Raw genomic sequence first — 12,980 nt, forward strand, 5'->3', positions numbered from 1 at the left:
TTTTTTAGAATTTGAAGTTTTTAACTATAAATTAGAATTATTTACAAAGTATGATCCGGGAGTGTTTTTAATGGATTCACCTTCTGTATTATTTACTCTATCTAACACAAATATACATTGTTATAAGTCGCTCTGCGGGGTTATCAATAAGAATATTAAACCCATTTTTTTGATATAGCGCCACCAATTTTTCAGCTTTTTCGCATTCGAGTATTATTACTCGGCCACCCACAAGCTGGTTTGCTTTGTCTATAATTGTGTAGGCTTCTTCAAGAATATACGATAAGTTTATTTGATTATCTGCTACTGAATCATTTTTACCTATCTGGCCTATAAGGTAGGCGTTTACACGTTCACTATTTTTACAAATTCCGTCAAGCTTTTTCCGCAGGCCTTTACTTATTTTAGTTTCGTTATTTTGATTCAGAGACACTTCTTTGATAGACAATGAAAAGTAGGCAAGTATTTGGCCACTGCCATCATCCAATATTAAATAGGTGCGTGATTTAGAGGCGTTTTCAAGGCGAATAGCTTTGTTTTTATCAGTTAGGAATGATTCAACATCTGTATTTTTTGTGCTGCAAAAACTAAAAAGGAGTTGATGTAGCTGGGGTGCATCAAACTCCTTTATTAGCTCTGAGAGCTGGACAACCGTTGTCTTAATAACGCTATTCCTTTTACTCTATCGGCCTCATGGTTACGGTTATTAGTTGTAACTTTATGGGCTTTTTTGCAGTTTTCTTTAAACGCTTTGATTGCGTTTTGGTCTGTTACTACAAAGTTTTTTTCAAATGACGTGGTAGCCATAACAAGCTCCTTAATGCCGTTTTGATAACTTTTTATGCTGTATGCATAATTTTGTATGCACTGTAATATAATAAAGCTATTGACGACTATGTCAATAATTATGTATGCACAAGTCTTTTGGTGTCTGCTGCCGTTTCTATTTCTTTTGCAGCTCTATTTTAATTATATCTTCAATAAGCTTACAATAAAGCTCATATCCTTCTGCTTGCTCTTTTATCCAATCGTGCTTGTTGTATACGACCATTACTCCGCGCATTGTGTGACCTAACATTTTTTCAGTTACGTGCAGTGCAACACCGCTTTCGCTTAGTAATGTTGAGATTGAACGGCGGGCATCGTGAGGTAGAAACTTAGGCATTTTGTATTTTTCAAACAGGTAACTCCACATTCTGCAACAATACCGATTAATGCTGCGGATAGTCATTGGTTTGCTGCACGGTATTAAATAGCCGCTTCGGCCATACACCACGGCAAGAGTGTTTAAAATACTTTTCATTTTGATTGATATTGGCCGGCAGATGGCTTTATTTTTTTTCAATACTCAGCCGGTACGGCCCAAATGTTATTGTCAAAATCAAAATATTCTCACTGGCTAAACGAACCTCTGATTACCGTGCGCCATTTATATAAATTAGCTGCAAATATGCTTTTAAGTCCTTTCTCGTCTTAACAATCTGAAAATAAGCAATTGATGAAATTCAATCTGAGTAATGGGAAAAGCTTTAAAGTATAGAGCATGATGAAAAGGTAAAAAACATTCGTGGCTAAAGCATACTTCTACTTATAGGCCAAAAAGGTCAACAAAAATTTGAATATGGATTTTAATTTAGAACACTGATTTATAAAGACTTCAAGGCTGATACTCACAATTACCCTTCTTAGTTAGCAAATCAATATAAGCGCTTGTCCATTAAATGACGCATGTGCTCTGTGAGCCAATCGGTCAGTTTGCTGTTTGGACTATCGAGGCGTTTTACTATGCCTACTTCGATTAGTACATCTGTTAAAAAATCGCTTTTAGCAATTTTTATTTGTTCAAAAAACCAAGGCGCTTTGGCAATATGCTCTGGCACAATTGCCCATCCTTGGTTTTGTGTAACTAACTCACAAATAAAATAATAGCTGTCTAAATCCCAATGATTAGGACTAAGCGCGCTTTCACGATTTTCTCCAGAGCGATTACAAAGTACCAATTGCCGGTATTGCTGCAATTGTGAGAGGCTAAGTACGCTCTCTTTGGCTAAAGGATGCTGCTTACCGACAATCAATATTTTTTTAAAATAGCCTAAAGAATTTAAAGTTAACTGGGCTGGTAAGGCACTATTGCTGATCATAAACCCGATATCCGCTTTTTTATTTGCAATCGCTAGGGCAATATCGTCTTGTGAGCCATTCGTAATAACCAAGTGAATGTTAGGGAATAAAGTGCCTACTTGAGAAAATATAGAGTGCATCGTTTCAAGCGGTAGCGATTCGTCGATAGCAACACGTAATGAAATTGGCTCATTATTTGCGGCTGTGAGCGCTCGCGAATTTAAGCGCAAACACTGATTTAATACTGCTCTAGCTTCAGGCAGCATTTCTTGCCCTAACACGGTCAGTACAGGAAACTTGGCGCTGCGATCGAACAATTCAAAGCCTAAATCGAGCTCTAAATTAGCGATAGCACTACTGATCCTCGATTGTGCTTTTTGTAACTTTCTGGCGGCTGCTGAAAAAGAGCCAAGCTCAGCCGCCGTAACAAAAGCCAGTAATTGATCAAGTGTCCAGTTCATCTACCTCTCCTTACGTATTTAGTTGTTTTAACAAAAGGCCAACCCATCCGAAAATAAGATAGCAACTAACTTTGTTGTATCTTAATTTATTATATTATGCCCTCATTCTTACGTTATGGGTATTCGCTTATGCAAATTGCTAAACCACTTCACAATTCACACTCCGTAGCTAGCGCGTTTTGGCGTTTTGCTATTCCAGCTATTGTCGCCATGTTGGTCAGTGGTTTATATCAAATTATTGATGGCTTTTTTGTTGGCCACTTTGTTGGTGCCGATGGCCTCGCGGGGATCAACATGGCCTTGCCATTACTGGGTTTAGTGATGGGTTTTGGTATGCTTGTTGGTATGGGCGGAGGCAGTGTGTTGTCTCAATATCGCGGAGAAAACAATCTTGCAGCGACCCAAGCCACCTTAGTAACCGCACTTTTTTTACTCGTCATTATTGGCTTATTAGTAACTCTGATGTTTATTGTTTTTGCTCAGCCGTTGCTACATTTGCAAGGAGCATCTGGCATTACTTTACAGATGAGCTGGCAATATATTGAAATGATGTCTTTTGGTGCGCTCATCTCGATTGGAGCCAGTGCTATGTCCATGTTAGTGCGAAATGACGACAGCCCTAACTTGGCTACTTTCTTTATTATTGTTGGTGCAGTGCTTAATATTGTACTGGATTACGTCTTTTTAGCGCACCTTGACATGGGCTTACAAGGGGCAGCCATTGCAACTTTAATTGCTCAGCTAATCACTTGTTTGTTGTGCTTACATTACTTTACTTCGGCAAAGGCCAAAACCAAATTAGCCATTAAACAATTTGATAAAGCGATAGCCACTCGCATTGTGCAGTTAGGGGCATCAAACCTCATTATGTTTATTTATTTTAGTTTTGTCGTCGCCGTTCATAACAAATTATTTATGCTCTACGGTAATACGACCGAGCTGGCAGCATTTGCAATTGTTGGTTATTTGGCTAGCTTTTACTACTTTTTGCCGAAGGATTAGTAAGCGGTTTGCAGCCACCAGTTAGTTATTATCTGGGCGCTAAGCAATACAAGCGTATTACCGATACCGTAAAACTGGCTTTTTCTGTGACCGTTGGATCTGGCATTGTATTCGTGGCCATGTTGAATGTTGCTCCTGACATTTTTATTAATATTTTTACCACAGATAATACGCTCTTGGAGACAAGCAAACATGCCATACGTTTACATCTTTTTGCACTTTTTTTAGATGGCTTTTTATTTATGGCCGCCACTTATTTTGTCGCAATGGGTAAAAGTGGCCAAGCACTGCTTGTTTCACTGGGGAATATGTTGATCCAGTTTCCGTTTTTATTTATTTTGCCAAAATTTTTAGGCATAAATGGAGTATGGTTAGCAGTGCCTTTATCAAATATTGCTTTCACATTGATTGTTTTGCCAATGTTGTTAGTTAGCCTAAAAGGTTTACTAAAAATCGATAAACTAAAGCCAACAGACCCCACGCTTTCTTTTATCAAATAAAGTGAAAATCACTGACATACACATTACAAATAAGCCATGGATGGCCAAACTGAGTATTTAAACGAATACAACTTTGCCCTTTAAACCTATAAACTCCTGCGCCCATATGCCATAATCTAAATAATTCATGAATTTAGTAACTTGGCGGTATTGCAACCGCTGCAAGCTAACTTAAAGGGTTTTTAAATGGCTTATCAAGAGCAAAATCAAGCAACTATTTATTGGCACGATTATGAGATTAAAAATGTAAGAATTTGATAAAACTAACATTTAAATTAAAATAAAGTTATTTTATACACACATATATACACACCAGTATCTGCTCATCATTCAAGTAGACGGACTAAATAAAGCCAAATAATAGATGAAGTGGCCCAAGTTAGAGGCCACAAAAACTTAAATATAAAATGGAAGGCTTTTTATAAGCTAAACATCAGGATGGCATTGGGGACATGGTCTGTGGGGACTTCCTCCTACAGTAACATTACCCAAATAAAGGCTCTCAGTATAAGTACCATCATTAATTATTGCAGTAACTCGGAATGTACCTGCGTATTGTGTACTTAACCTAATAGAATGGACACTGCTGTTCAGGCTAACTTCAACCCAATCAGATACATTCAACTCCCCCTCCTCAGATACATATCTAAACTTTATACGGGGACTTTGATTCGATATTTTAGCCTTTGAATACTTATCTACGGAATACGACACTGTTACATCGATTAAGTTGCCATATTTACCAAGTGATAGTTTTTCTATAGATGGCCTTTTTTGAACCATGACAGATTTAGTAGAACAAATATCATCAGAATAGACACTCCACGCAAGCCCTTCACCATATGTGTAGTCAAATGATAACTGTGCATAAGCATTAGCATCCCAGTCAGATTTCTTTTTGACTTTACTATTGTATTCACTAGTACCAAAATTAACTGACCGTAAAAAGTTATTTGGTTCGTACGGTAAATCAGCCTTAAAACGGGCTGGCTCCCCTTGAACTACATAATCAGGACCACTTATTTCAATATCAGCACCTGAACTCACCAAAGAATTAACATTATAAATAAATGAGCCCCAATCTAAGTAACTCCACTGATTGTTAATGCCCCCATAAACTGCATTTAAACCTGACTCTATTGAACCAGCTAAATTATTATTGCCATCAGAGTAGTCAATATGTTTTTTGTGGGTACAGCCATAAGGAATATTGTCATATGCAAGTGCGGCATTACTCAAAGCCATAATAGAAGTAGTAAGTAATAAGTATTTAGCTTTCATTTTCGTTCCTTTAAATGATACTTAAGCAACCAACCTAACACAATTAATTCACATTTAAAACTTAATTTTTACTTAACTCAACTACTGGTTTTAGTGTCACTTTCAAACTATTAGCTGTTAATTTATGGGCGGTGAATTCGGCTTTTGTTATTGGCGACCCTGCACCAGCTCCGGTATGTCCGTGAGTTTCTAGGCTTTGGTTTATGTCTTTTACTAGGCTTATTAAATCAAGAAGTACTTGAGCCACGTTTACTGAACTATCCCCAAGCCACACAGTTGCACCTTCGACCTTTGCAAGCTCGGTGGCTTTGGCGTGCAAGGTTTTCAGGGTTGTTAGGTTCATATTTTCGGTGGCTTCAATATCTACCTGTTCTTTGCTACCGAGTAGTAATCCTTCAAGGGCTATGATCAATGCTTTTTCGCCGACCACTGTTTTTAAGGCGCCCATTACCTCTGTGATTTGGTTGCCGTCTATTTTTGTAACGTCGTGAGTGTCTATGCTGCAGGTGCGTTCATGGTAGTTTTGTTCGCTTTTGCGTGCTGCTGTTTTGCTCGTGTCACTAGTTTGGGTTATATCGCCGTCGGTGGTTAAATGCCAATTGCCGTCGCGCCCTTGTAGTTTACTGCGGCTATTTTGCTGTAGGGTTACATCGGTAAGTTTGTGCTCTGGCACTAAGCATTGCCATGGTAATAAGTTGGTGATCACGGGATGGCTGTTTAGGCCGTCGATATATTGTATTAAACACTGCATGCCTGGCATGGGTTCGTTTAATAAACCATGATCGGATGCTTGCCCTGTGCCGAGTGTTACTTGCTGAAATACGGGCACGGCTAATGGCTCAGAGGTTAGCGGGTTTAATAGCTGTACGTCGGCGGCTTTTAGCGACCTAAATGCGGTGCTTATTGCTGCGCCGTCACTTGGCAGGTCATATATTTTTTCTATACGCGCCAGTTGCGGCAGGTGTTTACGCTCGTTTAACTCTGGAAAGTAGCGCTGTATTAGGCGTTTAATGGCTTGTTTGACCATCGTATGTGCATCCTGTCGTTGATTAAGGTTACTTCGGTAATGTGTCGGCCATTTAGTTTTATGCCTGGTCTTAGTTTTGGAATGGCAATTAGCTCGCCGGTGGTTGAGCTTTTAGCGGTTATTGTGTGCTCCGGAAAGTCATTGATAGCTGCGAGCGGCCAGCGGGAGTCGTGCCAACTGCCGACAAATATTTTGCCGTCTGGGCGCTGCTGAAAAATAAAATCATTAATACCCCATACTTTACCTATTTGTCTTAGCGCCTCAATGCCTGTACCGCTATGATAAAACGCTGGCGTTATTTGATTTAAGTATTCGGCGTTTTCAGGGGTTACAAACTCAACTCCGAGCTTTGCCAATTCATCAAGCACGGCGTTTATGGTTGGATGACGAACAGCCATCAGCGCGGGAAAACTTAACGCGCCGAGTAATTCGCGGCAAGTTAAATACCAGCGGCCGTTGGCTTGGTGTTTTGACTCTATGACGCCAAGAAAATACGGGATCATATTATCTAGCGTGTAACCTAGGTGTAGCTCTACTAAGCCGCTTGGTTCTTGCTTTGTAACCACCTCAAACTTTGCGCGGCCTGTGCTGGCAATATCGAGCTGTACGGTTTTAGCTACTATGTTAGTAACCGGCTGACCTGCTATTTTTAAGGTGTTAGATAACCGCGCGGTCATGGCCCTTCGACCTCGTTGAATTTGTTTTGCACATCGTCGTTACTGGTTGCTGCTTGTGGCTCGGCGTTGGTGCTGGCTTGCTCGTCTAACTGCTGTTGTTCGCGCTCTGAGACTGATTGAACCTCAACGAGTTTAAATGTTACTTGCCAGGCGCGTTTTTCTTCAAGCTCGATTGCTTTTACTTCACCGTCAAATTTTGCTTTACGAATTTTATATGCCTCGGCCAATGCATTGGTAATTGTGTAAACAACGCGGGCGCCGTTTTCGTCTAGCGCTTTTGATTTAGCGATAAGGGCTGCTAGCTCGCTTTCATCCAGCATGGGTATTTTTGTTTTTACAGTTATTAAACCTGGCTTAACACCCTGATCACTACTAAGCGCAAAGCTACCAAACCCCGACATGTCACCACCGGCGAGTTTTACCGATGCATCAACACGGGTTTCAAACCCCGGTATGTTCCAGCCATCAATTGCTAAGCTCATAACACCTCTTTAATTTTATTAATTTCGCCCATTTCACCAACGAATAAACATAGTGCCCAGTAGCTATGATCATTGCCTTTGCTAGCAACTGAGTCGGCTAGCTGCTTTGCTGTGCCTGCTGTTATTAATTGCACATCTACCCCGCTATTTTTAACAGTGAATTGCGCCTGGTTTAGTCGCTCGTCGCGGGCTGTTTTTAGCTCTGCTGTTTGTGTTAATGCATCGTCAATAGTGGTGATTAATTGCTGGCCGCTGCTGTTTACTGTGGCGAGTTCGTCAGCTATTAGCTGCTCGCGTACAGGCAATAAATTTTGCAGGGTGTTGATTTGCCATTCGATACTTTGGCCGTCATAGGTTGCGAGCTGAGTTTGCTCTAATGTACTTTGACTTCTGGCATACTGGGCGCAGGCGATGAACTCAGGGATTGGGCAATAGCTGTTTATTGATTCAAGTTTACTGGCTAGTAGTGAGGGATCAATTGCGCTCATTGATAACAATAAACCGCCATAGCTTGTTGGTTTATCGGTGCGCGAATCATCTTTAATGGCAGACGCAAGCAGCTGCGCGCCCGCTTGCATAGAGCAAGGGGCCGCAGTTTGGTGGTAACAAAGCGCTGCGTTATGCATTGTCAGGCAGTGGATAGCGAACTTTAATTTCAGTCACTTTATCGCGCCACTTTTGCAGTGACTCGGGTGTGCCATCAAATTGCGCTTCCATATACAAAGGGTCAGACTCTGCTTTGTATGCCGCTAGCCGCTCAGAAAGTACCTCTAAACGTCCACTTTCCTTGGTTAAGGTATCTAGCATCGTGGCAACTTCCGCTTCGCTAATACCCATTTCAAGTAAAATATTTGGGTCTGCGGGTACATTTACAAAGTTAACCCCGTTAATGGTTAATTCTTTAAAAAACATGTTTCCTCCTTATTTAAGCTTTGCGCTGAAGCATTGAATCAAATGGTGTAAGTGTACCTATTGGGCTTTTAAGCTCAGTAAACGGAATAGGTTTTACTGTCCATTTATAAGAACCTGATGCCTCAGACACAACACCTTCATCAATGAGCGTGGTTTCATGTTTATCACTGTATTTAACATCAATATTCCAGTTACTAATCAATTGATACTTAATGCCTCCTCCTCGTAAGTAAAACCCAGATGCTCGATAACAATACGGACCGATTAAACCGTCAGTTCCACCACCATAAAGCGGTAAATCAGGGTCGAGTTTTTCATTAAAGCAATTCATTTTAAAACTAGGATGACTAAATACTTGGTTATAATTTTCATCAAAGCGCTTAAAATGCATAAAGGGAGGATTACCAGACCAAGGTGTTGAGCAGCCTTCTATTTCAGCAAACAAACCACACTGATGCGCCGATAGTGGATTTAAAGGTTTTGTGTCGCTATTCCAGTTATAAGAGCGCCATACTTTTAGCTTTCCGCCATTTTGAGGGAAAGTGAACCACACCGGGTATAAGTAATCACTAGATCCACCTATCGTTATATCCGTCACGATCCGCTTTTCAGGTTGTGCACTGCTTATAAAATTATCAACTTGCGCTTCTTTAGCCGAAATTCGCTGCTCTTGCTTTGCCAATGTATCGTTAATTTTTCCAACTTGGCCTGCAACGACTTCCGTTAATGCATCCGCTGATGCAATCAAATTACCTAATTGCTGGTTTATATCTGTCATGGTTATTTATCCTCTAATACTCGGTGAATATGTCGTTTCATATTATTAATTTGCGCTGTGGCCGTGATCAGTAACACACTGTTAATTGCATCAATCTGTGGGCTGTAATCAAACATCCATGATTGTGCAGGGATGGTAATGCGAGCTAGTGCCGCAGCCGCTGCAAACTTGAGTACAAACGATCGGTTATGTACGTTATTCACGCCTTGGCGTTTACGCTGCAATGGCAAGTAATCGACGGCTAATAATGTGCCATCATTTGTTACAAGACCAATCCAGTTGTAGTCGAAGTCGCCAACGTCCTGCTCAAGAATTACTGCCCAGGCGACGGTATTTGCATCCACATAACCTTTTGCATCAATGTCGCGTCTGTGTACTATTTGTAGCGCACTGGGCATTTTTTCGTTCGGGTTACGCTGTGCGCTTTCGTTTAGATTTGGTACGTTTGCTAATACCAACTCCTTTACATCAAGCCCTTTATTTTCTAGTGCGCGGGCTGTGATGTAACCTTTACCGGCATTGGTCATAATGCCGGTGATCGCTTGGGTCATAATGGCTCCTTGGCGATACTGACACCGCCCTCTTTACTTAAAAATCCATAGTGATGATGTGCGGCAATAACATGCTGTACATCGGTGGTGATTGCTTGGTGATGTGTATTACTTACATGGTTGTCGCACCCTAAAAATTGATAAAGCTGCTCGAGTAGCAATGTGTGTTTTACATCGTGCGTTATTGCATGCAGTGGCGCGTGGCTACTTTCGTTTTGCAAATCAGTAAAACCGTGGCTGTATTGTTGCTGGGCTTTATTTTGTGCGGCTAAATGCAGTGGGTGATCAATGTGGCAGCTATCCCACTGTACGTGGGTTAATCCTACGCTCAGCGACACATCGGCTTTGTTATGCACGGTTAATTCGTAGCGTCGGCAAGTTCGCCCATAGAGCTGTATTAGCTCTGGTAATAGCTCATTAGCGCTGGCAAGCGTTGTATCTGTCATATCTATGGCGATAATGTCCCAATCTCGGCCGTCGATTCGTTCGCGCACGTTAAGCACCTCTAGCCCTAGGCGCTCAAAAATACTCTTAACTGAGGCAATTTCACCGGCATCTATTGTATTTACCAATGCATGCTGCACGCGCTTGCGATATAAATCTATCGGTTCGTCATCTAAGCGGGTTGTTAAGCGCTCCCACGCGAGGAACCCGAGTACTGGCTCTTCGTTTTTCGACTCGTCTTTTTGGTTTACTGCCCACATAACGTAATTGCGTGATTGCTCCCAGTAGCCGGTTGCTGCTTTTACCAGTTTTTCGGCGTAGCCTTTGTTTAACCAAGTAGCAATTTCATTAGCCATTTGCCACCTCGTTAACTGTTAATGACGTAAGAACCGGTAGCCAGTTCGCGGCGGTTATGTCATCAATATCAAATTTAATTGATTGCAGCTCGCTAAATTGTTCATGGCATTCTGTTATTAATTGGCTAATGCTGAACACCGTTTGATGCGCTACGCGTGTGGGGGCGTAGGCTGCATTTTGCCTGAATGCGGCTTGTATAAATGTTGTTAGCTCGCTCTGAATGCTGTCGCTTTGTGGGTGTAATTTATAGGTAGCGGTAATATCAAAGCCCGTGGTTGCCATGGCGTAAACCATAAAGTCGTCACCTAAACCATGGTGGCCTGCACTGCGAATATGCTGGTTAATCGCGCTCAGCAATGCCGATGGCACGGGACCTACGTCTAAATAAATATACGCATTGGCAGTACCTGGGCCGCGGGGTGCACCATTTTGTATTTCAATGTTGTCTATTGGTACGGCAAAGCTGGCAATAATCTGCTTGTATACAGCGTTAATATGCCAGCGCGCGGCAGTGCCAAACACATTGCGAATACGTAAGCGATAATGCTCGGTGCTTTCATCGTCAGAACCAGGCTTAATTAACCAGTCGTCGTTATTTGTTACTGTGATCCCGTCTTGTTGCTCAATAAAAAAGCGATAAGCATGAGCGGGTAAGTTAAATGCGGCGCCTGTATCGGTAGCCTCAGCGTGTGCATACGCGATGCTTTGGCCGTCGCTAAAATAAACATCTTGTAACAATGCAAGCGTGTAAGCTGTATCGCCCAGCGTATCAGTCACCACTTGCGTGCCGGCAACGATAGAGGTTTCACCTTCGGTATTGCTTCGCCTGAACGTGAGTATGCCTTGTGCTTTTACGCCAGCTTGAATAAATACATTACGCGCGGGGCCGTGACGCTCAATTAATGCAGTTCGGCTGGCGGTCATAATAAATAAATCAGGCATTAGCTGCGTCGCTATCCAGTTAAATAGCTGTACAACGGGCTTAGTGATCAGCGCTTCAACCGTTCGCCAGAACGGGCCAAACGGTGAGTTGTTAGCAACTTGGATATTCTGCTTTTTTAGCTGTGCTTGCCACTGCGTTTGCGCAGTTTGCTCATCCAGTGGCAACCCCGCTTTTTGCATCAGTGTTTTAAATTCCACTCGTTATCCCCCCGTATTGGCGCGTTTGTGCGGTGATGCTTAATGTACCGTCGTCATTGCGGTACACATTTATTGTTCCCGGCTTTATGCGGTCGTCTTGCTCTGTGAGTAATTCAATCTCAGTTAAAATCGGCGCTATGCCGTTTTTATTACGCAGGCCAATGAGCTTTACCAATAAGCCACTTTCTAAAATTCGGTGCTTTATGTCTTGGCCTATAACATCAGCTTTTTTTAGTGTCCGTGGGCTTAACGAGTCATTGAGTACAAAATCGTTATCTTCAATCGCTAAATCAATATGAAGTGCTATATCAAAATTCATTAGCCGGCTAACTCCATCATTTGTTCAAAGCTTTGCGCTAAGTCGTCAGATTTAAAGTTCACGGTTTCAATATGCACGCTCTTACGGTTATCGCTGTCGCTTGAACTACTGCTGTTATGTGTATTGCTCGTTAGGTTTTGTAAAAACGCTGATTTTTGCACCTTGGCTTTATAGCTATTGCTTTGCTGTTGTTGCTCAGTGCTTAGTTGGTCAACCTTGTAAGCACTGGCATTAGCTACGTTGGTAATTGCCTGATCTGTTTTGACCACGGGCAATGGCTGTAATGGCGCTACGCCTTGATTAACACGGGTAACTTGCACGTGCTTACTACTATAAACAGGTGAATTGGCAGCGTTAGTAAAATTGTTAGCTGTGCTAGCAACGGTATTTTGTAGCGCTGATTGCGGTGCGAACGGCGTTGATTGTGCAATATAACCAGCATAGTTATGTGTAGCTGAGCTGTTTTGTAATGCTGAGTTAATAGCGCTGTTATTTTTGTTGGCCGTTGTTGCACTAGTTGAGTTTGCGACACCGTTCGCAGCTGTGGTTACTGCGTTAGTTTGTGTCTTTGCTACAACTGAATTTATGGCACTGTTATTTAACGCGCTGGTTTGAGTAAGCCCGCTATGTGTTTGGTTTGTAGCAATACTGTTTTGTAATGTTGGGTTAATTACACTATTCATTGCTGTGCTTGCTGAATACACAGCATCGTTAACAGCCGAGTTAATAGCGCTGTTCTTGATGTTGACCGTTGTTGCGCTCATTGATTTTGCGCCATCGTTCGCGGCTGTGGTTACTGCGTTGGTTTGTGCATTCGCTACAACTGAATTTATGGCACTGTTATTTAACGCACTGGTTTGTGCCTGCGTGTTACTTGTTTGGTTTGTAGCAATGCTATTTTGCAATGTTGAGTTAGTTGCATTGCTCA

General features: G+C 41.9%; 17 protein-coding genes and 1 pseudogene. 2 read left to right on the plus strand and 16 right to left on the minus strand.

The annotated features are described in order from the left end of the window. Positions 1-97 precede the first annotated feature (97 nt). The 4 genes from ENH88_RS21970 to ENH88_RS21985 form a co-directional block, all read right to left on the minus strand. Entirely contained in the window at positions 98-487 is a 390-nt protein-coding gene (locus ENH88_RS21970) for an acetyltransferase (protein WP_304185608.1), read from the minus strand. 143 nt (positions 488-630) lie between these two features. Then, entirely contained in the window at positions 631-807 is a 177-nt protein-coding gene (locus ENH88_RS21975) for a hypothetical protein (protein ID WP_193051044.1), read from the minus strand. Positions 808-943: 136 nt separating this feature from the next. After that, positions 944-1,345 carry a tyrosine-type recombinase/integrase gene (locus ENH88_RS21980; protein WP_304185613.1) on the minus strand — a complete coding sequence of 134 codons (402 nt, stop codon included), beginning with the start codon at positions 1,343-1,345 and terminating at the stop codon, positions 944-946. Positions 1,346-1,697: 352 nt separating this feature from the next. Then, on the minus strand, positions 1,698-2,582 hold the full coding sequence (locus ENH88_RS21985; protein ID WP_304185614.1) for a LysR family transcriptional regulator: 885 nt from the start codon (positions 2,580-2,582) through the stop codon (positions 1,698-1,700). A 129-nt stretch (positions 2,583-2,711) separates the two neighbouring features. Between ENH88_RS21985 and ENH88_RS21990 the strand changes: the two genes are divergently transcribed. Together ENH88_RS21990 and ENH88_RS21995 are read left to right on the plus strand one after the other, a co-directional pair. Next, positions 2,712-3,584, plus strand: coding sequence for an MATE family efflux transporter (locus tag ENH88_RS21990; protein ID WP_304185616.1), 873 nt, complete (start codon positions 2,712-2,714; stop codon positions 3,582-3,584). Positions 3,585-3,592: 8 nt separating this feature from the next. Beyond that, positions 3,593-4,084, plus strand: a complete 492-nt coding sequence (locus tag ENH88_RS21995; RefSeq protein ID WP_304185617.1) for an MATE family efflux transporter — start codon at positions 3,593-3,595, stop codon at positions 4,082-4,084. Positions 4,085-4,510: 426 nt separating this feature from the next. Here the strand turns inward: ENH88_RS21995 and ENH88_RS22000 are convergent, their stop codons facing one another. The 12 genes and pseudogenes from ENH88_RS22000 to ENH88_RS22055 form a co-directional block, all read right to left on the minus strand. Then, positions 4,511-5,365, minus strand: a complete 855-nt coding sequence (locus tag ENH88_RS22000; RefSeq protein ID WP_304185619.1) for a hypothetical protein — start codon at positions 5,363-5,365, stop codon at positions 4,511-4,513. A 61-nt stretch (positions 5,366-5,426) separates the two neighbouring features. Next, a complete protein-coding gene (locus ENH88_RS22005) occupies positions 5,427-6,392 on the minus strand; it encodes a hypothetical protein (protein WP_304185620.1) in 966 nt (321 codons plus the stop codon). Then, positions 6,365-7,069: a hypothetical protein gene (locus ENH88_RS22010; protein WP_304185621.1), complete on the minus strand. Its 705-nt coding sequence runs from the start codon at positions 7,067-7,069 to the stop codon at positions 6,365-6,367. The genes ENH88_RS22005 and ENH88_RS22010 overlap by 28 nt, the downstream gene beginning before the upstream one ends. After that, complete coding sequence (locus ENH88_RS22015; protein ID WP_304185623.1) at positions 7,066-7,551, minus strand: hypothetical protein; 486 nt, start codon at positions 7,549-7,551, stop codon at positions 7,066-7,068. Before ENH88_RS22015 ends, ENH88_RS22010 begins: the two co-directional genes overlap by 4 nt. Continuing rightward, positions 7,548-8,177 carry a hypothetical protein gene (locus ENH88_RS22020; RefSeq protein WP_304185626.1) on the minus strand — a complete coding sequence of 210 codons (630 nt, stop codon included), beginning with the start codon at positions 8,175-8,177 and terminating at the stop codon, positions 7,548-7,550. Before ENH88_RS22020 ends, ENH88_RS22015 begins: the two co-directional genes overlap by 4 nt. Further along, positions 8,170-8,463: a hypothetical protein gene (locus tag ENH88_RS22025; RefSeq protein WP_304185628.1), complete on the minus strand. Its 294-nt coding sequence runs from the start codon at positions 8,461-8,463 to the stop codon at positions 8,170-8,172. Before ENH88_RS22025 ends, ENH88_RS22020 begins: the two co-directional genes overlap by 8 nt. Positions 8,464-8,476: 13 nt before the next feature. After that, entirely contained in the window at positions 8,477-9,241 is a 765-nt protein-coding gene (locus tag ENH88_RS22030) for a phage tail protein (RefSeq protein WP_304185630.1), read from the minus strand. Positions 9,242-9,243: 2 nt separating this feature from the next. Next, positions 9,244-9,792, minus strand: coding sequence for a phage tail protein (locus ENH88_RS22035; RefSeq protein WP_304185632.1), 549 nt, complete (start codon positions 9,790-9,792; stop codon positions 9,244-9,246). Next, positions 9,789-10,592, minus strand: a complete 804-nt coding sequence (locus ENH88_RS22040; RefSeq protein WP_304185634.1) for a hypothetical protein — start codon at positions 10,590-10,592, stop codon at positions 9,789-9,791. Before ENH88_RS22040 ends, ENH88_RS22035 begins: the two co-directional genes overlap by 4 nt. Next, a complete protein-coding gene (locus ENH88_RS22045; protein WP_304185636.1) occupies positions 10,585-11,733 on the minus strand; it encodes a baseplate J/gp47 family protein in 1,149 nt (382 codons plus the stop codon). The genes ENH88_RS22040 and ENH88_RS22045 overlap by 8 nt, the downstream gene beginning before the upstream one ends. Next, a complete protein-coding gene (locus tag ENH88_RS22050) occupies positions 11,723-12,052 on the minus strand; it encodes a DUF2590 family protein (RefSeq protein ID WP_304185637.1) in 330 nt (109 codons plus the stop codon). Before ENH88_RS22050 ends, ENH88_RS22045 begins: the two co-directional genes overlap by 11 nt. Further along, positions 12,052-12,980, minus strand: a pseudogene (locus ENH88_RS22055) (hypothetical protein); the annotation flags it as partial. The pseudogene ENH88_RS22055 and the gene ENH88_RS22050, both read right to left, overlap by 1 nt.

Source organism: Pseudoalteromonas prydzensis, assembly GCF_011050055.1.
Classification (GTDB): Bacteria; Pseudomonadota; Gammaproteobacteria; order Enterobacterales; family Alteromonadaceae; genus Pseudoalteromonas; species Pseudoalteromonas prydzensis_A.

What these genes read in the sequence shown, in the direction of transcription:
- ENH88_RS21975 (WP_193051044.1), bottom strand. Translation starts at nt 807, where the DNA reads ATGGCTACCACGTCATTTGAAAAAAACTTTGTAGTAACAGACCAAAAC.
- ENH88_RS21985 (WP_304185614.1), bottom strand. Translation starts at nt 2,582, where the DNA reads ATGAACTGGACACTTGATCAATTACTGGCTTTTGTTACGGCGGCTGAG.
- ENH88_RS21990 (WP_304185616.1), top strand. Translation starts at nt 2,712, where the DNA reads ATGCAAATTGCTAAACCACTTCACAATTCACACTCCGTAGCTAGCGCG.
- ENH88_RS22000 (WP_304185619.1), bottom strand. Translation starts at nt 5,365, where the DNA reads ATGAAAGCTAAATACTTATTACTTACTACTTCTATTATGGCTTTGAGT.
- ENH88_RS22005 (WP_304185620.1), bottom strand. Translation starts at nt 6,392, where the DNA reads ATGGTCAAACAAGCCATTAAACGCCTAATACAGCGCTACTTTCCAGAG.
- ENH88_RS22010 (WP_304185621.1), bottom strand. Translation starts at nt 7,069, where the DNA reads ATGACCGCGCGGTTATCTAACACCTTAAAAATAGCAGGTCAGCCGGTT.
- ENH88_RS22015 (WP_304185623.1), bottom strand. Translation starts at nt 7,551, where the DNA reads ATGAGCTTAGCAATTGATGGCTGGAACATACCGGGGTTTGAAACCCGT.
- ENH88_RS22020 (WP_304185626.1), bottom strand. Translation starts at nt 8,177, where the DNA reads ATGCATAACGCAGCGCTTTGTTACCACCAAACTGCGGCCCCTTGCTCT.
- ENH88_RS22025 (WP_304185628.1), bottom strand. Translation starts at nt 8,463, where the DNA reads ATGTTTTTTAAAGAATTAACCATTAACGGGGTTAACTTTGTAAATGTA.
- ENH88_RS22030 (WP_304185630.1), bottom strand. Translation starts at nt 9,241, where the DNA reads ATGACAGATATAAACCAGCAATTAGGTAATTTGATTGCATCAGCGGAT.
- ENH88_RS22035 (WP_304185632.1), bottom strand. Translation starts at nt 9,792, where the DNA reads ATGACCCAAGCGATCACCGGCATTATGACCAATGCCGGTAAAGGTTAC.
- ENH88_RS22040 (WP_304185634.1), bottom strand. Translation starts at nt 10,592, where the DNA reads ATGGCTAATGAAATTGCTACTTGGTTAAACAAAGGCTACGCCGAAAAA.
- ENH88_RS22050 (WP_304185637.1), bottom strand. Translation starts at nt 12,052, where the DNA reads ATGAATTTTGATATAGCACTTCATATTGATTTAGCGATTGAAGATAAC.